The sequence below is a fragment of the Longimicrobiales bacterium genome, assembly GCA_029245345.1.
In the GTDB taxonomy this organism is placed as follows: domain Bacteria; phylum Gemmatimonadota; class Gemmatimonadetes; order Longimicrobiales; family Gaopeijiaceae; genus CALFPJ01.
In genome coordinates, this window is the sequence record JAQWPM010000015.1 from 15,880 (window position 1) to 37,795 (window position 21,916).

Below are 21,916 nucleotides of genomic sequence, written 5' to 3' on the forward strand. Positions count from 1 at the left end.
GGCTAGCTGTTCTCCAAGACCTGAAGCGAGATTCGTTCAGCGTTCGCGCTATGGAGCGCATCCAGCACGTCGATCATGTACTTGTAAGACGCGTCAGGATGGGTCTTCACGGCCGCGATCAAATTCGGGTTCGCGGTGACTTCCTGCCGCCACAACCCGTCAATCTCGGAAGGACGCATCTGCTGGACCTGCTGGCTCTCACCCCGCTTCACATCGACGATACCCGTCGGCTGGATGATGAGGTGCAGAATATTCTTCTGGCTGACCTGCGCCTCTTCACCGGGCTCCGGAAGCACGATGGAAAGACCCTTGTCCTTCGGAAAGGTCGTTGTCACCAGGAAGAAGATCAGGAGTAGAAATGCGATATCTGCCGTTCCGGCCGTCGTAACGCCGTCACTGACCCTTTTCTTTTTTTTACCTAAAACCGCCATATCTCTGCTCTCTCTGGGTTATTTCAGAGGTACCGGGGTTACGCTCGAAAGGTTCCTACAACTTCTTCGCTGCTATGACCTCGATCTTACCGTCCCGCTCGAGATCCCATGCGAGGTTGATGATCTTCTGCGCACCCTGTTCCATATCCACGATCAACCTGTCGATACGGGTTACGAAGAAGTTGTACGTAATGTTGATCGGCACTGCGACGATCAGGCCAGCAGCCGTCGTAAGCAAAGCGACTTTGATACCACCAGCAACGAGGCTGGGCTCTACAGTACCCGCCTCTTCGATCGCAGCAAACGCCAGAATCATCCCGGCAACGGTACCAAGGAAGCCCATTAGTGGAGCGACATTCGCGATCGTGGCCAAAATGACCAGGCCACGCTCGAGGAAGCTGAGCTCGATTGCGCCCGTCGTCGCGACCGCCGTCTCCAACTCACCCTTGGTGAGTCTTCCGTTCCGCACACGGCGCAGCCCGGCAAGCACGATCGCAGCGGCCGGTCCGGGCGTGTCCCGAGCGATGTCGTACGCTGCATCCAAGTCGCCACTCTCAGCAGCTTCTTGGACCTCGCGTAGCACCCGAGCCGTCCCAGCGTGGGCAACCCAAAGGGTCCACATCTTCGCGAGGATCACGCCGACCGCGATCAGAGAACAAAGGACGAGGGGATACATCATCCACCCGCCGTCCGCGAAGAGCGTCAACAGTCTGTACTGGGTGCCCACTGAGGCATACTCCTGAATTTGGTTTCCGCCCCAGTTAGGGGCGTCCCTCTAGGACTAAGATCCGCGCAATCTAGAAGCGCTCCGGCCAAGGTGTCAACGCACCCCTCGATACCTGATTACGGCAAGGTTTGTCGCCCCTTTCAGTTGGGAACTGAAGCAGGAGCCAACGGGGGCTGGTGCTGCGGAAGCGACCCCACCAAGATCTCGCGCAGACGACCTACATCTACGTCTCTCTCTAGCCGCCCGCCCATGCCCACTGAAATCTGAGCAGTCTCTTCACTCACGACGATAACCACCGCGTCAGTTTCCTCGCTCAACCCCAAAGCGGCTCGGTGCCGAGTACCTAACGATCGGTCCGCGACGGAAGACTGGGTCAGTGGCAGAATGGCACCAGCCGTCCGGATCTGGTCTCCCGAAATCAACACCGCACCGTCATGCAATGGCGAATAAGGCGTGAAAATTGTGGTGAGCATCTCCGCGGAGACCCGAGCCTCCACCGCGCTCCCGGTCTCCGCATACTCGTCCAGCCCTATCTCCTGCTCGATCGCGATAATGGCGCCGTGGCGAGCACGCGAAAGGCGGATCGCGGCCTCGACGACCTCCTCGGCCACTTTTCCACCTTCAAGGCGCTGGAAGACGCGGATCATACGACTCCGTCCCAGCCTCGCCAGAGCCGATCGAAGCTCAGGCTGAAAAACCACCAGGGTAGCGATGGCTCCGTACTGGAAGACGGCCTCGAGCAACGTTCGGATCAGAATGAGGTCGAAAAGCCGGGCCGCGCCGTACGAGAACGCGAGAAGGACCACACCCAACGTGATCTGCATCGCCCGCGTCCGCTGAATCACGAGCAAAATGCGATACAGCAGAAACGCCACGATGACGATCTCGACCAGGTCCATCCATCCTGGTCTGAAGAACTGGAACTGTTCCCAGATCCGGCTCAACGTGTCGGCTCCTTCTAAGTGGGCTCAGGTGTCGTCAAAAGATATCGCGTCAACCAATGCCTGAGGAAAGGCGCGGGCCGCACACGTAGACGAGGACATACGACCCTCTGGCCAGAATGAGACAGGGGAGTGACACCGTCTCGGTGCCACTCCCCTGCCGTTCATCCGCCTCTAGTCCAGCATCAGTCGTCGTCAGACACCCCATCGGATTCATGATACCCAGGAGCCGGTCCCGGCAGGAGTCCCTCGCCGCCGGGCAGCCCAAACGAGGGGGCCGACTGCTCTACCGGGTTAGGTCGCGCGGGCTCAGCCAGGGTGATCGGCTCGTCATCGAGATTCGGAAGTGGAGGAAGCGTGCCTCCGCTTTCCAGGATCTCCAGTTCCGTGCGATCCAGCGTCTCGCGATCGAGGAGCGCCTGGGCAATGGTCTCTAGGAGGTCTTTGTTTTTCTCTAGGAGCTCACGGGCCTTCTCGTGAGCTTCGTCCAACTTGCGCTTCACTTCCTGGTCAACCAACCGTGCCGTGTGTTCCGACACGGTCCGGCGATGACCGATCTCGCGACCCAGGAACACCTCCGACTCAGCGTCCCCGACCGCGACGAGTCCGATGACCTCGCTCATGCCAAACGTGGTCACCATCTTGCGCACCATGCTCGTGGCGCGCTCGATGTCGTTTCCAGCACCGGTGGTGACACTCTCCGGGCCGAACTGCATCTCTTCCGCAACGCGTCCGCCGAACAACATGGCGAGCTGCCCCTCCATCCATTCCTTGCGGTACGAGTGTCGATCCTGCTCAGGAAGGCTGGCAGTGATACCTAGTGCTCTCCCACGCGGAACGATCGACACCTTATGCACCGGATCCAGTCCCGGGAGTCTGAGACCGATCACGGCGTGCCCCGCCTCGTGGTACGCCGTCAGTCTCCGCTCCTCGTCATTCAGGACGAGACTGCGACGCTCGGTCCCCAGCATGATCTTGTCTTTGGCCTGCTCAAAATCGACCATCGTCACCGTATCCGCATCGCGGCGGGCGGCGAGAAGTGCGGCTTCGTTACAGATGTTCTCTAGATCCGCCCCACTCATTCCCGGAGTACCACGCGCGACGAGCGAGAGTTCGACGTCATCCGACAGTGGGAGCTTCTTCGCGTGTACGCGAAGAATCCCTTCCCGGCCTTTCACGTCTGGGAAATCGACGATCACCTGACGATCGAACCGGCCCGGCCGCAACAGCGCCGGGTCCAAGACGTCCGGACGGTTGGTCGCCGCAAGGAGGATCACGCCCTCATTGGACTCGAAGCCGTCCATCTCGACGAGCAACGCATTCAAGGTCTGCTCGCGCTCGTCGTGACCGCCGCCCAAGCCAGCACCGCGATGCCGCCCTACGGCGTCGATCTCATCCACGAAGATGATGCACGGGGCTTGTGCTTTCCCCTGCTCGAATAAGTCACGAACGCGAGATGCACCGACCCCGACGAACATCTCCACAAAGTCCGAACCGGACATCTGGAAGAAGGGGCGCTCGGCTTCGCCGGCAACCGCTCGAGCCAACAGCGTCTTTCCGGTTCCCGGAGGACCCACCAAGAGGACACCCTTGGGGAGACGGCCACCCAGGCGCGAGAACTTGGCCGGGTCCTTTAAGAAATCAATGGTCTCTTCGAGTTCCTGCTTGGCTTCGTCAGCGCCAGCAACGTCCGCGAAGGTGACCTTCGAAGTATCTGGAGAAAGAAGCTTTGCTTTGGACCGCCCAAACTGGAACGCCTTGTTCCCGCCACCCTGCATGGTCCGAAAGATCCAGATCCAGAACGCGATGAACAGGAGCCACGGGAGAGCTCCAATCAGAAAGGTGCCCCAACCCGGCTGCGAAGTTTTCGCCTTCACAATGACGTCGTTGGACTCGAGTGACTCAAGGAGGCCATCGGTCAGGTCACCGGGCAGCGTCACCTCAAACTCTATGAACTCACCATTCTCGTTCGCCGACGGGGCACGTAACTCGCCCTCGATGCGGCGGTCGATGACCGTGACCTCATGGATGTTCCCAGAGTTCAGCTGGCTGCGGAACGCTGTAAACGTGATCTCTTGGACCGTCTGATCTGTCCCTTTGACGAACTGCACGGCCAAAAGGAGCATGAGGACCATCATCATCAAGAACGCAGAGTTCTTAGACAGACGTCCGAGACGGTTTTCGTCGTCGGGGCGAATCGGTTCTTCTGGCATGCTAGTCCTTCACTCTCGCGATGCGTCTGCGGCCAAGGGCCGCTTACAGGCTCGCGATATATGGCAAATGACGAAAGTCTTCCGCGTAGTCGAGTCCGTACCCCACCAAGAACTCATTGGGTGCATCGAATCCGACCCAGCGGGCCGGCGGTTCCAATGTCGCGATGCGCTTATGCAATAACGTACAAACTTCGAGGCTCTTCGGCCCCCTCGCTTCCAGCCTCGGGAGCAGCCGGCTAAGCGTTGCCCCACTGTCCATGATGTCTTCTACGAGCACCACCGCTCGCCCCTTCAGTGAGGCTCGGGCGTCGTAGAGCAGCCTCACGTCACCACTCGACACTTTCTCACGACCGTAGCTCGACGCCACCATGAAGTCGACGTGGAGCGGGAGGTGAATCGCCCGGACCAGATCAGACATGAACAGGACCGACCCCTTCAGTAGGCCGAGTACCAAGAGCCGATCGGAGGCCGAATAAGTCTCGCTGATTTCTTGACCCAATTCGGTAACCCTAGATGCGATCTCTTCGGCGGAAAACACGATTCTCGAGAGCTTTTGCCCCCCGAGCTGGGTGTCCTCAGTCAGCGTTGGCATCGATGATTCCGATCTCTAATGACGCAGCGGCCTCATTCGAGGCAGGTAATGCCGATTCGGCTAGGCCGACGATCCAGAGCACACGGCCGTCCGCGTCAACCAATACGGGGACAGCCCTCCTTTTGGGTTCAGGAATCCGCGCCTCCAGAAATAACTTCTTCAGCTTCTTAGAACCGTATGCTAATTGGATACGGTCGCCATCTTGTCGAGCACGCAGGGTGAGCGGAAAGCGCGGATCCCGAACGGTGATGCGTGTGCCGGCCCCCGCGTCGTCCTCCCCCACCCCCCAATCGACCCTCAGTGTCTGGCCGCTCAACCGAACCGTTCCGGAGCCCGAGCTCTGGTTCGAGATCACAAGCGGGATGTCCTCTTCTCGCTCCGATCCCAGGGCCACCACCAACCGATCCAACTCCCGGCGTACCCGCAGGCCACCTGTGACGCTCACCTCTTGGCCGCTCAGGCCGGAGCTAGTGAACTCGGTGGCCACCCGAGTTCCGACCCGATCCAGGGAGACGCCAAGGCCACGTGCGAGAGACCGGAGGACCTTCGCACGGAGCGGGGGCGCGAAGTTCTGAAGCGCTCGAATCGACAGGGACACTTTGCCGTCTTCCCGCTCGATTCCCACCTGAGCGAGAAGGATCGGCATCGCCGCGACCCACGCCTCACTTTCTTCTCCTGAAAGCGACGCGAGGTGCACCAATGCTCGCCGCGCACCGCTCGAAACACCAGACTCGAGCGCGGGGATCACGACATGGCGAATCGCGTTCCGCGCGAACGAGAGATCTGTGTTGGTCGGGTCCGTCCGCCACGCCAGTCCGTTCTCCGTGGCATAGGCCTCCAATTCGTCACGCGAGAAGGAGAGGAGCGGCCGCCAGATCCCCGGCTCCCGGAACTGCGCCATCGCAGCCAACCCTTCAATACCGGTTCCACGGACGATTCGGTGAAGCACGGTCTCGGCTTGGTCGTCAGCATGATGGCCCAGTGCAACCCAAGACGCACCAACGGCCCGCCTCACTTTCTCGATCGCGGTATATCGTGCGTTTCTCGCGGCCTCCTCGGACCCTCCCACGACGGCGACCTGCGTTTGATGTAGAGGGAGTCCCCAAGCGCGACAGAGCCCTGACACCCACCGAGCGTCCGCCTCGGAGCCAAGTCTCAATCCGTGGTCAACATGGACGACGTGCAGCGCGATCCCGGAATTACGCAGACCAGACCGGAGAAGGTGCAGGAGCACCACCGAGTCCATTCCGCCGGAGACCGCCGCCACAATCGGCTTCGAGCCCAAGAGTCCCGCGTCACGGCCTAGCACCTCGGAGAAACGAGGGCCGAGTGCACCTCGGGCGTCGGTCATGCCGGCACGGAACCTGGTGCCGCGGTGCGCCCGACGGTCTCTGTCAGCACCTTGGCTAACAGGTCCGGGCGATCGCTCTGAATACCGTCGACGCCCCACTCAACGAGTCGCTTCATGTCGTCAGTGTCGTCTACGGTCCAAACATGCACCGGAATGTTCCGGGCCTGGGCCGCCCAAATGAAACGCGGCGAAACGATGCGCAGGCCCTGCCAAGCCTCGGGGACCTGAAAAATGTCGGCGCTCGGTGTGTACGGCCCCCCACCCGGAAGGCGATGGGAGATCCAGAAGCTCAAGATATGATGCCTGCTCGCGCCCCACGGTCCGGCATAATCACGCACGCTGGCCCGAGACCGCTCGAATTCAGCCGCCAACAGCGTCCGACTCTCCGCGTCGTGTTCGCGAATGACGTCGACCATGGGGCGTGCGACCTGGGGCTCTTTCGCTTCCACGTTTATGCGTGTCCCAGGGAAGGCAGCAAGCACCTCACCGAGCGTAGGCACGACAACACCCGTGCCCGCAAACGATCGGTCACCACCAGGAGACCGAAAGTGGAATCCCGCGTCGAGAGCTTGGAGTTCGTCCAAGGTGAAGTCCGCGACGAGCCCCTGGCCGTCTGTCGTTCGAGCCACATCGGCATCGTGGATGACCACTACCTGGCCGTCCTTCGTGAGTCGCACGTCAAGTTCGAGCATGTCCGCCGCCCACCAGTCGATCGCCCGCTGGAACGCAACCATGGTGTTCTCGGGCGCCAGTTTCGAACCCCCCCGATGGGCTACCAGCATAGGCGGACCGGAGAGATACGTCCTTCCGGGTCTCAATCGCCTTCCCATCTGAAGATCCGAAGCCACATGGGCCGCTAGGCCTAGGGGCGGGCCTCCGACTCGAGTCGCTCGATATCTTCCGGCGCCAATTCGTGGTAACGGTACAACACGAGATCTACGAGACGGTTGGACATCTGCATCTCGGTCTCCTGCTGCTCGCGATCTCCATCTGCGTCACCGGCCAGAGAGTCCTGCAACTCCACGACGCGGTCGCACAAGAATCCCAGAACGTCTTCAACGACCTGAGGACGCGGACTCGCGGGCGCGAGCGCGTCCGGCATCACTTCCCGGAGAAGCAATCCACGGATGAATGCGAGGAACCCGGGGAACGCCAACTCGGTGAGCGGCCCTCCTTCCAAGGCCTCTTCGTCGGTGATGTGCTCCCACTCGAGCTCGTTCCAATAAAGGTCCTCAGCCTCTTCGCGGAGAAACGCCCGGACGTCAGGCGGCGTCGGCCCGCTCGGGCTCATCACCGGGGGAGTGAGTTCCCGTGCTAGAACGCGTTCGATCTGCTCGCGGCGCCCGCTCAGCATTGTGCCTGCGCGATCCGTCATGTCATGCCTCAATAGGCCGAGTAAGTGGACAGTCAGGGCAAGATACGGCCGAAAAACGCCTCTGGGAATGCGCGCGCGCGTCAAAAGCGGGATGGCTTGTCCCGAGCCTGTGGGTCCAATACCGTCGTCACTATGGAAACCGATCCATTCCGAGCCCATCGAGAGAAGCCGGTCGATGCTCCGAAGCCAGCGCCCGACAGTCGGGCGGGCGGTGCGGGCGGGCCGCACGAATGGGTCGCCGAGCGTGTATCGGGGCACGCTTGGTACTATCGAGCCCCCCTGCTTCTCATCCTGGCGTGGATCCTGAAGAACCACTTCGCAGACCCGACGTACAGCTCCATCTTCGATGGCGTAAACCTGGGATTCCACGAAGCAGGACACGCGGCGTTCATGTGGTTCGGGAGCCGATTCTGGTCGATTGCTGGGGGCACGATCTTCGAACTCGGCGTCCCTGTCGCCGCGGGTCTGTACTTGCTCTACAAACAACACGACCCCTTCGGGGCGTCGGTATGTCTCTTCTGGCTTGGGACCGCGTTCGTCGGCGCAGGTATCTACGCTGCGGACGCGTTGGTTCAGGAACTCCCATTGGTATCGCCCTTCGGACCGGTCGACGCAGGAAGCCACGACTGGACTTCCATGCTCATGAAGTTCGGGACGTTGTCGCGTGCCGAAGAGATTGGGGGATCGATGCAATCAGCTGGCAAGATCACCATGGCCACGTCACTGTTCGTGGGCAGCTGGGTACTGTGGGTGACGGCAAAAACCACTTCGGCAGCCGGTCCCGAAGGAACACGCGGACTACCTCAGCGGGCGAGTCCGAAAGAGTAGGAAAAGTTCACGATGGGCACGCAGCATGTGCCTCCTGCGGCACCTGCGGTCCCGACGACCCCCAGGTCCGTCGAGAAGCGCTCCCCGATGATCCTCATTCCTCCGGAAAAGACGAGGCCTGTCTCGCCCGGCAGGAAGTAGTTCTCGGTCATCAATTTCACCCGGCGACTCACCCTCGTCTCGCCTCCGATCATGGCCACTGGCTGGCTCGAGAAGTCCACACCGGAATAACCAAGACCCAAACCGGCGGTCAGCGCCCGATCCCTGCTTCCGAACGTGCCCACGCCGTAGGCGATCCCAACATTCTCGTTGTCTAAGAAGAAGACGATCGTTCCGAGCGAGATGTCTGCGGCCTCCGTGTCCACGATGCGGACCTTCGGGGCCAGATAGAACGGCTCGACTTTGCCGAACAGGACGGGCGCTCCCGCCGCGAGCGTGAAGTCGTCCGAGACACCGACAGCGACGAAGGGCAGGAAGAGAAAGTAGGTCCCGAGGTACGCTTCGCCGGCCGGTATCGCACGCCCTGTCGCGGTAAAGAAGAGCCTCGTCCCGTTCGGGTCCTCTCGCCAGAACTCACCGTCCACGAACCGGCCCTCCGCGGCGCTCAGTTGCCGGATCTGGGACCGTTGGAGGTCGAGCTCCACCCCGGCGCTCGTAGTAATGGAAACCCGATCACCCGAGACGTCCGTAACCCGACCATAGATCAGGGAGCCGTCCGTGAGACGGACTTCATAGATGGCCTCCCCGGGCAGAGGGAATGCGACGACCTCTTGCGCAGCTGCCGACGCAACATGACCCACGCCCATCAAGGCGAGAAAGAGGATTCTCCGGAGCGCGCCTTTGTTGCGTAGTCTTCCTATGGTGCTCACCGGGACCTCCTTCTGAGAAGGGCGTACGCTGTACGACTACCTAAGAGTACAGGGACAGACCCCACGCTCGCTAAGTAATGTACCTCGCCGTACCTCGCCGTACCTCGCACGAAGACTCAGCGTAATTCGTAGATCGTCCTTCGGGGTCGGAAGGATCCAGTCCGGACACCATGCGCCGCGAGAATGCGACGATCGGTGGTCATCCAATCGAACGAGCAATTTGAGTGTTCTGTCGACGCAACCACCGCTCGTCCCTAATGTTGGGCTTGAATCCCTCGACGGACGCCCAACTCGGAGTTCAACGATGTACGTATCCCGACACCTTCTCCTGCTAGTGCTACTCGCCCTGCCCCTCCCGCTGCTGGGCCAAACAACCGACACTGAACGAGCGGCCGCTAGAGACATCGTGCGCCAGATCGACGAGTTGCAGGCACGCCTTGCACCCACTGACATGGGCCAGGATTTGGCGAGTCGCAGCGATGCGGCGCGCGATGCGGTAGTGAGTCGCACGACCGAGTTGTGGACGTCTGAGATGCAGTCTCTCAGCGACTTCATCGGGCACAACCCGGAGGTCGGGTGGGAGGAGTATCTCGCAGTCGACACGCTCACGGCTGTTCTGCGCGGGCGCGGCTGGGACGTCCAGGTAGGGGCCGCCGGACTCGAAACCGCATTCGTAGCCACGTGGACTTCACCCGCGGGGCCTGAGGGATTGATGCTCGGCCTGATCGGTGAGTACGACGCGCTTCGTGACGCGGATGGGCCGTTCCACGGAGACCAACACAACGCTCAGACGCCGATCGTGTTCGCGTCGGCATTCGCGATGGCCGAGCACATGGCAGCCGAGGGCATGCCCGGAAGGATCCGTATCTACGGGACACCCGCGGAAGAAGTGGGCCCGCCGGCGAAGGTCATCATGCACGAGGCTGGCGTGTTCGATGGCGCGGACCTCCTCGTGCGCAGTCATGGCGTGACCCAGACGTCGCGTGCCAAAGCCGGCTTTGGAAGCTGCTGCCTCAACATCAACGAGGTGAAGTACACGTTCCGCGGAAGGCCGTCACACCAAATGTCGTCGTGGTTCGGCCGCAACGCACTCGAAGCGGCGGTGCATTTCTACACGATGGTCGACGGACTGCGGTCTACGCTGCGTCCGGAGGCATCGATCCAGGGCGTGATCCCAGAAGGCGGAGATGCCCCGAACGTGGTGCCTCAGCGTGCGGTCGTAGACTACTACATCCGCTATCCGGACCCGGTGTATCTCGAACACATCAACGAGATGATGGACAACGCCGCCCGAGGCGCAGCACTGGCGACGGGCACAACCGTGGAAATCGACCGATATGGAGAGTACCGGGACGGCGTCTCGCTGGGCACGCTCCACGAGCTGTCGTTCGCGTATGCCGAGGAACTGGACGCGCCGAACATCAGTCCCGAGCCGAGGCGCCCATCCGGCTACGAAGAGACCGGTGTCGTCACCAAAGACATCCCGGGCATCGGAATCAGTGTGTTCAGTTCGCGAGGAGCCAACCACACTCGCGGGATGCTCGAGGACACCTTCAGCGAGATCGGACACGCGGGCTTCCGGGTCAGCGCCGAAATCATGACGTCGGTTCTTTACGACTTCGCAACCCGGCCGGAACTGCGTGAAGCTGTACGTCAGGAGCACACCACGCTGGCCGGGCTGCTCGACCAATACCACGAAGCACTCCGGGTAGCTTATGCGACCGAGATCGGTGGCCCGATCTCCCAGCGATAGAGAGAGCGCGCGCGGAAGGCGCGAGGTACAGCGCGAACGGTTTGAGGTGCCAGCCTCCGGGCACATCGTCGGGCAGGCGCTGAAACGTCGTGTCGGACGGGAAAACTGCCTTGACGACGTCTGGCACGACTTCGTCCGCGGTGTGGAAGACCACGGCAGGGAGCTCGCACCCTAAGGAACCGGATTCGGTGGAGCATCAGGTAGGCGTTCAGGACGCATACCCGCATCGCCGGCGCTCGTCACGATTCCACGAGGGGCACCGGCGCGGGAAGGAGGGGGAGGGGCCTCGACGCCCGCGAGCCGCTCTCGGAGCGCCGTGTCCGCGGCGACGCCTTGCAGCATTCGGGTCTCCTTCGGGATAGTGGGCGTGCGACATCCTTATAGAAAAACGGAAAGTCCTCAACCGCCAGGTTGTGTGCAAGGAGGGCTATGACCTCACCACGAGCTACTCCTGCCCCCACCCCACGCTGCGGTCGACCTTCTGCACACCAGGCAAAACAAAGGCCCCTCCCGAAGGAGGGGCCAAACCCAAAAAGCCTTGCGGCTGTTGAGTGCCGGAGGAGGGACTCGAACCCCCGACTCGCGGATTATGATTCCGCTGCTCTAACCAGCTGAGCTACTCCGGCATAGGGTGGAAAAGCTCATCTTGGGCTCTGACGCTGTCAACCGGCTTGCGTCCGGTGTAGGACGGCGCGACGCTCAATGCGAGTCTCGTATTCGGTGTGTGGCCTTCCCCGTACTCTTTCGGAGGTTCGAATGGATCCGGCAGTCATTATTATCGGCGCGATCGCTTTTGGCGGAATCGCGATACTGACCAGCCTCAGAGTTCTCTACGAATACGAACGAGGCGTCATCTTCCGCTTGGGAAAACTCACGCGAGCGAAGGGCCCAGGCCTGATCTTTCTCGTACCCTTCGGGCTCGAACGAATGCGCAAAATGGACCTGCGCATCATCGCACTCGACATCGCTCCACAGGACACGATCACGAAGGACAACGTGAGTGTTCGGGTCAACGCGGTGGTCTACTTCCGCGTGGCGGATCCCACGAAGGCAGTGATTGAGATCGAGGACTATTACTTCGCCACGAGTCAGCTCGCTCAGACGACCCTGCGATCCGTGATCGGGCAGTCAGAGTTGGACGAACTCCTGGCGGAACGCGAGCGCATCAACGATGTGGTCCGGGACATTATCGACCAAGGCACGGACCCTTGGGGCATTGAGGTCACGAGTGTCGAAATCAAGGACATCGACCTCCCTCAGGAGATGAAGCGCGCGATGGCCAAGCAAGCCGAAGCCGAGCGCGAACGGCGGGCGAAAGTCATCAGCGCAGAGGGTGAGTACCAGGCTTCAACGAAGCTGGCCGGAGCAGCGGAGATCATCGCCGAATTTCCAGGTGCCATGCAGCTCCGCTTCCTCCAGACCGTGGTTGAGGTCGCCGCCGAGAACAACTCCACGACCCTATTCCCTGTACCCATCGACCTCTTCTCTTCGTTCATCGAGAAGGGCAAGACACCTAGTGTGGAAGCGAAGAACCGGGCACTCCAAGCTGCTGCAGAGACGATGCTCCAGGCCCTTCCCGCGGGTGCAGACCCGAGCGAGCTCGAGGCTGTGATCAAGGGAGCGGTCGCTGTCGGAAAGGCTTCGGTGGAGGCCGTGCCCGTTCGGATCGACGACGACGAGTAGTCAAGAGCGCAGGTTCACGGATCGCGAGGTCCAAGTCATCCTCCGGCGTGCCTCTAACGCGGAGACGTCGCCGCATCTGCCCACCCGAGACGGTCCAACGCTCTCTGATCTGGTAGAAGCCGCGCGCGAGGTCGGGCTCGACGTCGACGCCATTCGCCGGGCCGCCGCTGTGGGCCCGGTACAGGCGGGTCGAGGCACCGACTTCATTATCGGTGCACCAACCACGCTCGCGATGTCCGCGGACTTCTCAGGTGTTCCTGCAGATTGGAGCGCCATCACCCAGGCTGCTCAACGCGTCACCGGTCGCCAGGGAGAAGTCATGACCGACCAAACCGGCGCCTACCGATGGCACGAAAATCACGGGCTGGGACGTACCACCGTCACGGCCACCAACACAGGCCTACGAGTCGAATTCGATCGAGCTGGGGACTACCTGGCACACTGGTTCGGGGGCCTCCTGGCGTGGGCGGCGGCGAGCGCCGCTCTCCCGCTATCGCTGGGGCCTTTGACCGGAGCCCTCCTGTTCCTCCTGACCCCGGTGGTCTTGGCCCGACCCTTTTGGAGGCGTTCGGACAACAAGGCCCGGATACGACTGGAGGAGCTCGCGATGGAACTCCTCCGTGCCGCCAACGAACGCGTCCAATAGGGCCTATCGTGCTGTACTACCCACAGAATCGGGCGGGGCGGTGACGGCATCACTCGGCTCTGTGAACCGATACAACACTTCACCGGGCCGGACCAAGCCGAACTGCTCCCGCGCGATTCGCTCCAACGTGACCGGGTCGATCTGCAACGAGTCAGCCCAAGCCCTCAAGGAGTCGATTTGCCGGTGCAACTCAGTGAGCTCCAGTTCCTCCTGCGCCACAGCAGCTCGCGCGTTTCGTAATTCGAACCACGAGTACTCGCCGCCAAAAACTGCGTAGTAGACTGCGAGAAGAAGCAGTCCTGGTAAGACAACCTTCTTCAGGTGGCCGCTCACTACGACCAAAGCCCCCGGCCAGGATAACGAGCCCGCTCGCCCAGCTTTTCCTCAATGCGCAGCAGTTGGTTGTACTTAGCCACGCGGTCCGTGCGGCTCGCAGAGCCTGTCTTGATCTGGCCCGCGCCGGTGGCCACGGCGAGGTCAGCAATCAGCGTGTCCTCCGTCTCCCCAGAACGGTGGGAGATCACGCTCTTGTATCCAGCCTCGGACGCGACCCGGACCGTCTCCAAAGTCTCTGTGAGCGTCCCGATTTGATTCACCTTGATCAGAATCGCGTTCGCCGTGCCGTCCTTTATTCCCTGCTCCAACCGTTCCACGTTGGTCACGAACAGGTCATCACCCACGATCTGCACGTCGTCGCCGACCTCCTTCGTGAGTTGGTTCCATCCGTGCCAGTCGTTCTCGTCCAGCGGGTCCTCCAACGAACGGATTGGGTACTTCGAGACCCACTCCTTCCAAAACTCGACCATTCCGGCCGCATCTCGGCGCTCGCCGCTCGACCACTTGAAGACGTACTCACCGTCCTCGAAGAACTCGGTGGCTGCCGCGTCCAGCGTCAGGACAACGTCCTCTCCGGGACGGTAACCCGCGGCTTCTATGGCCTGGAGCACGACCTCCACGGCCTCTTCGTTACTGCCAAGGTCGGGCGCGAACCCGCCCTCGTCCCCAACCGCCGTATTCTTGCCCTGATCGCTGAGCACCCTCTTGAGGTGATGGAAAATCTCAACGCCCATACGCAGGCCCTCCGAGAACGTCTCGGCGCCAATGGGCATCACCATGAACTCTTGGATGTCCACGTTATTCGGCGCGTGTGCTCCACCATTGAGGATGTTCATCATGGGCACAGGGAGCAGGTCAGCAGATCCGGCCCCAGCGAGGTAGCGCCACAACGGCATGTGATTCTCCTGAGCAGCCGCTCGCGCCGCCGCCATGGAGACGGCCAAGATCGAGTTTGCACCGAGATTCCGCTTGTTCGGCGTTCCGTCCAAGTCGAGCATCGCCCGGTCGATATCAAGCTGCTCGCGAGCCTCGAACCCTCGAATTGCACCCGCGATCGTTGTGTTCACGTGCCCGACGGCTTTCAGGACGCCCTTGCCCAGGAATCGACTGCGATCCCCGTCGCGTAGTTCCACGGCCTCGTGTGCCCCGGTGGACGCACCGGACGGCACCGAAGCGCGTCCGCGAATGCCCGACTCTAGCGTTACTTCCGCCTCTACAGTGGGGTTACCTCGCGAGTCCAAAATCTCTCTACCGCGCACGTCGACGATGGCCGACACAGAAACCTCCTGAGTTTGTTTAGTTGGTTTGGTCCGAAGCCTGAAGTGCCTTCATGGCATCCCAAGCTCTATCCGTAAGTTCGTTTCGCCCGTCCACCGTGTATTCCCCAACCGAGATGGGCTCTCCGAATTTCACCCGGATCACACCCGGGCGAATCCAAAACGAACCCTTACGCATGATGTCCCTCGATCCGAAGATCGCCGTGGGTACGACATCAGCACCGGCCTGGATGGCGAGAACGAACGCACCCTTCTTGAAGCGCTGGAGTTCGCCCGAGTCCGAGCGAGTCCCTTCAGGGAACATGATGATGCTAGGCCCGTCATCTTCCAACCTCTGACGAGCGTTCCCGAGTGATGCCATGGCCTGCCCTCGGTCCTTCCGGTCGATGAAGATGTGCCCACACGACTTCAGCGCGTGCCCAAACAGCGGTGCCCTCTCGATCTCTTTTTTGGCCACAAAGAGGTAAGGGCCGGGAAGGAATGCAGCCAGAGCGGGAACATCAAACCACGACACGTGATTGACCACCACTACCTGAGGAGCCTCCGGGTCGATCATTTCAGCGTTTTCTAGTTCGACCCGCACTCCTGCTGCCCGTAGCATGAGCTTCGACCAGGCCCGCGGCACGTACTCGCATACACACTTCGCCTTGTCCCCGCCGCGAAATACGCCCCACCCGGTGCGGATCGCGTAGTACACGGTCGCCGGAACTACGGCAATGATGACCAACAAAAATCGAATCATATCTCACCGCCGAAGTGGTCGAAGCCCCCACGCTTGAGAGCAAGTCGTTCACCACCGCGCTCCAACAAAACGCCCTCGCCCGCCTCGACGCGTCCGACGCGTGTGAGCTTTAGACCGTGACGTCTCTGGAAGTATTCAACGTCCACGACACCAGGATCCGTGACGAAGAGGAGTTGGTAGTCCTCACCCCCGTACAGCGCGGCTTCGAGCGCCTGCTCCGGACCGAGGATCTCGATTGCGATCGGAGCGACCGGGATCGCATCGGCATCGAGGATAATCTGGGCGCCCGACGCAGACGCCATGTGGCTCGCATCTCCCGCGAGACCGTCAGAGATGTCCATGAGCGCGTCAATCAGGTCGTGCTCGACCAAGCACTGCGCAGCCTTCACGCGGGGCTCCGGACGTGCGAATGCGTCTCGAGCGGCCTTCGGGGGCTCCTCTCCACGAGCCCACGCCTGAACCGCCGCCGCACTCGCCCCAAGGTCACCTGTGACCCACACCTCATCGCTGGGTTCTGCGCCGTTCCGTAGCACAGGCCACGACGTGCAACCAAGCACCGTAATGTCCAGCACGAGCGGTCCAGGTGAGCGAGCGAGATCGCCCCCAAGGAGTGCCGCCCCCACCGAGTCCGCGGCTTCGGCGATTCCTGCCTGAAGCGCGTCCCAGTTCACGGAGTCGTCCGTGGGTAGCGCCACCGACGCGAACAACCCAGTCGGTGTCGCTGCCATGGCAGCCAAATCCGACAACGCCGCGGAGGCAGCCCGGAAGCCGATCTCTTCGTCCGTGAGCCAGGCTCGACGAAAGTGGACATCCTCAACACTCATGTCCGTGCTGATCACCCACCCACCCTCGATCACCGCAGCGTCGTCGCCGGGTCCGACTCGCACGGCCTGAGGCAGCTCGCGTCCTCCTGCGATGGCTCGCCGGATCCGGTCGAACTCCGGCCCTGGGCCCAGCCGCACGTGGCGCTTGGGCAGGTCGTCCATCATCGGGCCGCCTCGGCGTCGAACAGAAGCCCCCCAAGGGCCAGGTCCGAATCCGAGGCTCCGCACTCATTCATGGCAGCCGGGAGCCATCGGACGACATCACTGGGTGTCAACGAAACACCTCGCCCGGCGATGCGCGCGGCTCGACCCGAGAAGAAGAGCCCGAGCGCGCCTGCATCCACGTCGGAAACACCCTGCGCCATCAACGACGTGCACACACCTGCCAACGCATCACCCATACCGGCGACGGCTAGATCTGAGGTGGCTTGCGTGTCTACGAGTATCGGGCGCCCCACGCCGGTCACTAAGGATGGAGCTCCCTTCAACAGAACCGCGTGCCCGAATCGGTCCGCGGCCTCTCGAAGGGCAGCCAGTCGGTCCTCGATCACTACGTCATGCTCGGTGTGAAGCAGGCGGGCCATCTCTCGGACATGCGGGGTGGCGAGGATCGGTCTGTCTTTCGCGAGCGCAGCCAAGTCGATGGCACCCTCGGCAGCGAGGTTCAGTCCGTCCGCATCTACGACGAGGGGAACCGAGGGCCCCTCGGCCACAACGTCGAGAAGCACACGCCCCGGAGCCTCTGTGCCCATTCCGGGCCCGATCAGCGCCGCATCCGCTTGCTCGAGGCCCTCTCGCAGCCCCTCGACGTCCTCGGCAGCAACGAACACCGCCTCGGGAAGCGAGGACTGAATCACTGCGCGATTCTCCTCAGGGGAGCACACCCGCACAAAGCCGGCACCGGCGTGATACGCTGCACGTGCCGCGAGCAGCGCCGCACCTGCCATGCCCGCCTGACCTGCGATCACCAGCACACGACCGACGGCATTCTTGTGCGTGTCCGTCGAGCGAAGCGGCCGGTGGGCATACGCCCACGCGGGCGTCACGATCTGACCTGAGAACATGTGGGCCATCGACGTTTCAGTTGGCGGACATCCGATGTCGATCGCGACCAATCGCCCCACGTTCCGACGTGCAGGGTGCAGGAGGCTTCCCAGCTTCGGGGCTCCATACGTCACCGTCACACTGGCTTCGATCGCCTCCCCCGGCACAGCACCCGTGTTGGCGTCGATACCAGAAGGCACGTCGATCGAGAGGATGGGGCACTCCGCTCGGTTGGCCCTCAAAATCGCGTCTGCCTGTCGGTCACGCGGACGATCCCGCACCCCGGTGCCCAACACCCCGTCGATCACGACATCTGCCTCTTGGAAGAGGCGAGTCCACTCGTCATCGGAAAGATCACGGTCGGTCACCGTTTCGACGGCCCATCCATGAAAAAGAGGGTCCTCGTGTGTACGGTCCGAAACCAGGATCGCACGCACCTCCCTGCCCCAAGCCACCAAAGTGCGGATGCAAACCAGCGCGTCACCACCGTTGTTGCCCGAACCCACTAACGCCAGCACCGGACCGGTCGGAAACAGTCGTTGGACCACCTCCGCAGTACCCCGCCCAGCGTTCTCCATGAGCACGGCCTGCGGCACGCCGATGTCTTCAATGGCGACACGGTCCCACTCCGCCGACTCCGCCCCAGTGGGGGCCGGAAGATGCACCGGTCCAAACGGGCTCAGCCGCGGGTAGGGATCGGTCATTGGGGACCGGTTGCTCGCGACAACAGCCGGGCCGAGGTCACGGCCGACGTGGTTCGCGAAGGGTCAAAGTATTGGGGGGTAGGGGCGCTAAAGCCCCGGGCTATTTGTGACTCTGCCCGATCTGGCGCCCCACTGTGATCTCCCCGTTGTCGATCCGGATGTTGAATCCACATTCCGGGCTGGAACACACCCACGCCTTGTAGCGAATCGGCGCCCCCTCTCTGCCATAATCCGAGAGAGGCAACAAGATTCCACCCTCGCATTTTAGGCAGCGCGGAAATCCGTGATCGTCCATTTTCATCCCCTCTCATGGGCGTGGCGGCAGCGAGTGCCGCACAGGCACCCGGTCTTGCCGGGTCGTTCAAGTCTTTAGGCTCGGCCGCATGCCGCACCGTCGTGATCAGATCCGAGCTTCCCATGGGTAGTTCAGCTCGAATACTTCTTCGAAGTCGAAGACGTCCGCGAAGTCCTCCGGTCGATCTCCGTCCTGCTTGATCAAAATCCCTTGCTCCACCAGCGCAAACACCACGCCTCCAACATCTTCCGTCGCGTGAATGCCCCAGTGTTCGAGCACCGAACGAGCCATCGGCCCGAATCGTTCCAACGCCATGTGCCTGACACCTTCAGCGAGTTCCTTCCCCGAAATGTGTCTTGGCTCGTCCAGAGAGTGGATGACGGAATGCAGCGCCGCGAGCACAAAAAAATACGCCCGTGTATCGAATCGGGGGTTTCGTTGCTGGAGTTGCTCCAGAATCTCGTCGGCGAATTGAAGTTCCGTCATGCGCGCAAATGTGCGGATCGGTCCGTGCGTTCGCTAGTCCAAGCGGGCGCACAGCACCTCTTACCCCGCCAACTCCGCGTAGAGCGGGAATGCGTCGCTCAGTTCCTTGACTTCAGCCTTCACGGATCCGAGGAGGGCTTGGTCGCTCGGAGCCTGGAGGACTTGGTCGATCCATCCAGCCACTCGCGCCATCTCCGCTTCTTTCATGCCCCGCGACGTCAGTGCGGGTGTGCCGATCCGAAGACCTGAGGTGACGAACGGCGAGCGCGCCTCCCCCGGGATCGTGTTCTTGTTGACCGTCATACCCGCGCTTTCGAGGGCTTCCTCCGCAGCTTTACCTGTGAGGTCGTCATGGCTTTTTCGCAGATCGACCAAGAGCACGTGGTTGTCGGTACCGCCGCTCACGAGGTTGAATCCACGTTCGACAAGACCTTCGCCGAGCGCCTTAGCGTTCGCCACTATCTGTCCGGCATAGTCGGTGAATTCGGGCTGAAGCGCTTCTAGGAACGCGACCGCCTTTGCGGCGATCACATGCATGAGCGGACCACCCTGCATGAACGGGAAGACCGACTTGTCGATGGCTTTCGCGTGCTCTTCAGGGCACAGAATCAAGCCACCACGGGGGCCCCTCAATGTCTTGTGGGTCGTGGTGGTCACCACATCCGCGTGAGGAATCGGCGAGGGATGGTGCCCTGTCGCCACAAGACCCGCGATATGTGCCATGTCCACCACGAAGGTGGCGTCGACTTCACGTGCGACCGCTTGGAAGGCCTCGAAGTCGAGGACCCGTGGATAGGCGCTCGCACCGGCGATGATCATCTTCGGGCGCTCCGCTAACGCTTGGTCGCGGAGCGCATCGTAGTCGATGCGCCCGTCTTCTTCCCGCACTCCGTAGGCCGCCACGCCGAAGAGTCGGCCGCTGAAGTTCACCGGGGACCCGTGCGTGAGATGTCCACCGTGACTGAGGCTCATTCCTAGGATCTTGTCTCCCGGATCCAGGAAGGAGAAGTAGGCCGCCATGTTGGCCTGGGCCCCAGAGTGCGGCTGAACATTCGCGTGCTCAGCGCCGAACAGCTGCTTGGCCCGATCGCGTGCCAAGTCCTCAGCAATATCGGCGAACTCGCAACCACCGTAGTACCGCTTGCCGGGTAGACCCTCGGCGTACTTGTTCGTCATCACCGTGCCCGCGGCCTCGAGGACCGCCCTAGACACGAAATTCTCTGACGCGATGAGTTCGAGGCCGTCGGCCTGTCGGCGAGCTTCTGCGACAATCGAATCGAAAATCGCTGGATCTGCTCGGCGCAGATTGTCCATCATGACAGGTACGTCCGCTGCAGGTGGCGGGCCTCACGGATGCGCGTCTCTGCGACTTTGTTCGCTGCGGCGTGCGGCGCGAGTCCTTCAGTGGTGGCCAGTTCGAATGTGCGCATCAAGGTGTTGTAGATATCCCCCGCCTTTCGCTTGCTCCGTTCCGGACTCCAACCTTCGATCTCCCCGTACACGTTGATCAAACCACCCGCGTTGATCACGTAGTCAGGAGCGTAGAGAATCCCGCGTTCGTCGAGCGCAGGCCCGTGGATCGGACCCCGCGCGAGTTGGTTGTTCGCCGCACCGGCGACGATGTCGACATTGAGCACGTCGATCGTGTCGTCGTTCACGATGGCACCCAACGCGCAGGGAGCGAAAATGTCCGCGTCCACGGCATAAATGGCATCCGGCTCGACTGCTTCCGCTCCGAACTCGTCGACCACTTGCTTCACGCGGTCCTGATCGATGTCCGTCACCGTCAGCTTGGCGCCCTCTTCAGCGAGGTCCTTGCATAGGTAGTAACCGACGTGCCCGAGTCCCTGGACGGCGACGTGTTTCCCCGCCAAGGAGTCATCGCTGTACTTGGCCTGAGCACATGCCTTGATGCCCATGTAGACGCCGTATGCGGTGACCGGTGAAGGATCTCCGGAGCGTCCGATCAAGCCCACCACATGCTCGGTCTCCATGGACACGAATTCCATGTCGTCGGGAGACGTGCCGACGTCCTCAGCGGTGATGTAGCGACCGTTCAGTGAATCGACAGCCCGGCCGTGCGCACGGAAGATCATCTCACGATCGATCGTCTTGTTGTCGCCCCAGATGACCGATTTGCCGCCGCCCAGGTTCAACCCTGTGATCGCAGCCTTGTAGGTCATTCCGCGAGATAGACGCAACGCATCGATGACGGCAGCGCGATCGCTGTCATAGTTCCAAAAACGCGTACCACCGAGCGCTGGGCCCATGGTCGTGTCGTGGACGGCGATGATCCCTCTGTAACCGAGGTCCGGGTCGTTCCAGAACATGAGCTGCTCGTGGTCACGCTCGGACATCAATTCAAAAATTTCCATGCTCTCCTTCACGGTTATTTGGAAGTGCGACTGACTCAGCCTTGTGAAGCATCCCGTAGGACCTCACGGGCGATCACGTGTCGCATAATCTCGTTCGTGCCTTCCTAGATCTCGGTACCCTTCGCGTCTCGGAGCAATTGCTCCACCGGGTAATGTCGCATGTATCCGTATCCGCCAAAGACCTGGACAGCTTCGGCGGCGGACCAGGTAGCGGCCTCAGACGCAGCCAGCTTTGCGCTGGCGGCTCGGGAGGTGACGCCGTCGGCTCCGGTTCGTGGGTGCCCCGCGCCGTCGTTCGTGGCAGAAATGGCTGCTGCTACGTCGTGTGCGAGGAGTCGAGCGCCCGTTGTGAAGGCCACCGAAAGAGCCACCGATTCGTCGCCCCAGGCGAGTTCCTCGAGGACGACACCTACGTGGACACGAG

At 61.7% G+C, this 21,916-nt stretch carries 22 protein-coding genes and 1 tRNA gene; 4 read left to right on the forward strand and 19 right to left on the reverse strand.

Annotation, left to right across the window (positions count from 1 at the left end; all coding sequences use genetic code 11):
* Positions 1–2: 2 nt before the first annotated feature.
* The 8 genes from P8L30_08025 to P8L30_08060 all read right to left on the reverse strand — a co-directional run bounded on the left by P8L30_08025 (position 3) and on the right by P8L30_08060 (position 7,630).
* Positions 3–431: a biopolymer transporter ExbD gene (locus P8L30_08025; protein ID MDG2240136.1), complete on the reverse strand. Its 429-nt coding sequence runs from the start codon at positions 429–431 to the stop codon at positions 3–5.
* A gap of 55 nt (positions 432–486) precedes the next feature.
* Positions 487–1,137, reverse strand: a complete 651-nt coding sequence (locus tag P8L30_08030) for a MotA/TolQ/ExbB proton channel family protein (protein ID MDG2240137.1) — start codon at positions 1,135–1,137, stop codon at positions 487–489.
* Positions 1,138–1,298: 161 nt separating this feature from the next.
* Positions 1,299–2,102, reverse strand: coding sequence for a diadenylate cyclase CdaA (gene cdaA / locus P8L30_08035; protein MDG2240138.1), 804 nt, complete (start codon positions 2,100–2,102; stop codon positions 1,299–1,301).
* A gap of 182 nt (positions 2,103–2,284) precedes the next feature.
* Positions 2,285–4,312 carry an ATP-dependent zinc metalloprotease FtsH gene (gene ftsH, locus P8L30_08040; GenBank protein ID MDG2240139.1) on the reverse strand — a complete coding sequence of 676 codons (2,028 nt, stop codon included), beginning with the start codon at positions 4,310–4,312 and terminating at the stop codon, positions 2,285–2,287.
* A gap of 43 nt (positions 4,313–4,355) precedes the next feature.
* A complete protein-coding gene (gene hpt / locus P8L30_08045) occupies positions 4,356–4,904 on the reverse strand; it encodes a hypoxanthine phosphoribosyltransferase (GenBank protein MDG2240140.1) in 549 nt (182 codons plus the stop codon).
* Positions 4,888–6,255, reverse strand: coding sequence for a tRNA lysidine(34) synthetase TilS (tilS, locus tag P8L30_08050; GenBank protein MDG2240141.1), 1,368 nt, complete (start codon positions 6,253–6,255; stop codon positions 4,888–4,890). Before tilS ends, hpt begins: the two co-directional genes overlap by 17 nt.
* A complete protein-coding gene (locus P8L30_08055; protein MDG2240142.1) occupies positions 6,252–7,037 on the reverse strand; it encodes a glycerophosphodiester phosphodiesterase in 786 nt (261 codons plus the stop codon). Before P8L30_08055 ends, tilS begins: the two co-directional genes overlap by 4 nt.
* An 80-nt stretch (positions 7,038–7,117) precedes the next feature.
* Positions 7,118–7,630, reverse strand: coding sequence for a hypothetical protein (locus tag P8L30_08060; GenBank protein ID MDG2240143.1), 513 nt, complete (start codon positions 7,628–7,630; stop codon positions 7,118–7,120).
* A gap of 132 nt (positions 7,631–7,762) precedes the next feature.
* Between P8L30_08060 and P8L30_08065 the strand changes: the two genes are divergently transcribed.
* Positions 7,763–8,458, forward strand: a complete 696-nt coding sequence (locus P8L30_08065; protein MDG2240144.1) for a hypothetical protein — start codon at positions 7,763–7,765, stop codon at positions 8,456–8,458.
* Here the strand turns inward: P8L30_08065 and P8L30_08070 are convergent.
* Positions 8,434–9,327: a hypothetical protein gene (locus P8L30_08070; protein ID MDG2240145.1), complete on the reverse strand. Its 894-nt coding sequence runs from the start codon at positions 9,325–9,327 to the stop codon at positions 8,434–8,436. The two genes, P8L30_08065 and P8L30_08070, sit on opposite strands and share 25 nt — an antisense overlap.
* A 304-nt stretch (positions 9,328–9,631) precedes the next feature.
* Between P8L30_08070 and P8L30_08075 the strand changes: the two genes are divergently transcribed.
* Entirely contained in the window at positions 9,632–11,080 is a 1,449-nt protein-coding gene (locus P8L30_08075; GenBank protein MDG2240146.1) for a peptidase dimerization domain-containing protein, read from the forward strand.
* A 552-nt stretch (positions 11,081–11,632) separates the two neighbouring features.
* Here the strand turns inward: P8L30_08075 and P8L30_08080 are convergent.
* Positions 11,633–11,706: transfer RNA gene (locus P8L30_08080), tRNA-Met, on the reverse strand.
* 130 nt (positions 11,707–11,836) lie between these two features.
* Between P8L30_08080 and P8L30_08085 the strand changes: the two genes are divergently transcribed.
* Positions 11,837–12,763: a slipin family protein gene (locus P8L30_08085; protein MDG2240147.1), complete on the forward strand. Its 927-nt coding sequence runs from the start codon at positions 11,837–11,839 to the stop codon at positions 12,761–12,763.
* Positions 12,764–12,932: 169 nt separating this feature from the next.
* Entirely contained in the window at positions 12,933–13,409 is a 477-nt protein-coding gene (locus P8L30_08090; protein MDG2240148.1) for a hypothetical protein, read from the forward strand.
* 3 nt (positions 13,410–13,412) lie between these two features.
* On the opposite strand, the gene P8L30_08095 is transcribed toward P8L30_08090, so the two are convergent.
* The 9 genes from P8L30_08095 to P8L30_08135 all read right to left on the reverse strand — a co-directional run bounded on the left by P8L30_08095 (position 13,413) and on the right by P8L30_08135 (position 21,851).
* Positions 13,413–13,742 carry a septum formation initiator family protein gene (locus tag P8L30_08095; protein ID MDG2240149.1) on the reverse strand — a complete coding sequence of 110 codons (330 nt, stop codon included), beginning with the start codon at positions 13,740–13,742 and terminating at the stop codon, positions 13,413–13,415.
* Positions 13,742–15,022 carry a phosphopyruvate hydratase gene (eno, locus tag P8L30_08100; protein MDG2240150.1) on the reverse strand — a complete coding sequence of 427 codons (1,281 nt, stop codon included), beginning with the start codon at positions 15,020–15,022 and terminating at the stop codon, positions 13,742–13,744. Before eno ends, P8L30_08095 begins: the two co-directional genes overlap by 1 nt.
* A 19-nt stretch (positions 15,023–15,041) precedes the next feature.
* Positions 15,042–15,764 carry a lysophospholipid acyltransferase family protein gene (locus P8L30_08105; GenBank protein MDG2240151.1) on the reverse strand — a complete coding sequence of 241 codons (723 nt, stop codon included), beginning with the start codon at positions 15,762–15,764 and terminating at the stop codon, positions 15,042–15,044.
* A complete protein-coding gene (gene thiL / locus P8L30_08110) occupies positions 15,761–16,753 on the reverse strand; it encodes a thiamine-phosphate kinase (GenBank protein MDG2240152.1) in 993 nt (330 codons plus the stop codon). Before thiL ends, P8L30_08105 begins: the two co-directional genes overlap by 4 nt.
* A complete protein-coding gene (locus P8L30_08115) occupies positions 16,750–18,336 on the reverse strand; it encodes an NAD(P)H-hydrate dehydratase (protein MDG2240153.1) in 1,587 nt (528 codons plus the stop codon). Before P8L30_08115 ends, thiL begins: the two co-directional genes overlap by 4 nt.
* Before the next feature lie 400 nt (positions 18,337–18,736).
* Positions 18,737–19,117, reverse strand: coding sequence for a hypothetical protein (locus tag P8L30_08120; protein MDG2240154.1), 381 nt, complete (start codon positions 19,115–19,117; stop codon positions 18,737–18,739).
* Positions 19,118–19,177: 60 nt separating this feature from the next.
* On the reverse strand, positions 19,178–20,431 hold the full coding sequence (glyA, locus tag P8L30_08125; GenBank protein ID MDG2240155.1) for a serine hydroxymethyltransferase: 1,254 nt from the start codon (positions 20,429–20,431) through the stop codon (positions 19,178–19,180).
* Entirely contained in the window at positions 20,431–21,492 is a 1,062-nt protein-coding gene (locus tag P8L30_08130) for a Glu/Leu/Phe/Val dehydrogenase (protein MDG2240156.1), read from the reverse strand. The genes glyA and P8L30_08130 overlap by 1 nt, the downstream gene beginning before the upstream one ends.
* Before the next feature lie 104 nt (positions 21,493–21,596).
* On the reverse strand, positions 21,597–21,851 hold the full coding sequence (locus P8L30_08135; GenBank protein MDG2240157.1) for an acyl-CoA dehydrogenase family protein: 255 nt from the start codon (positions 21,849–21,851) through the stop codon (positions 21,597–21,599).
* Positions 21,852–21,916: the final 65 nt, after the last annotated feature.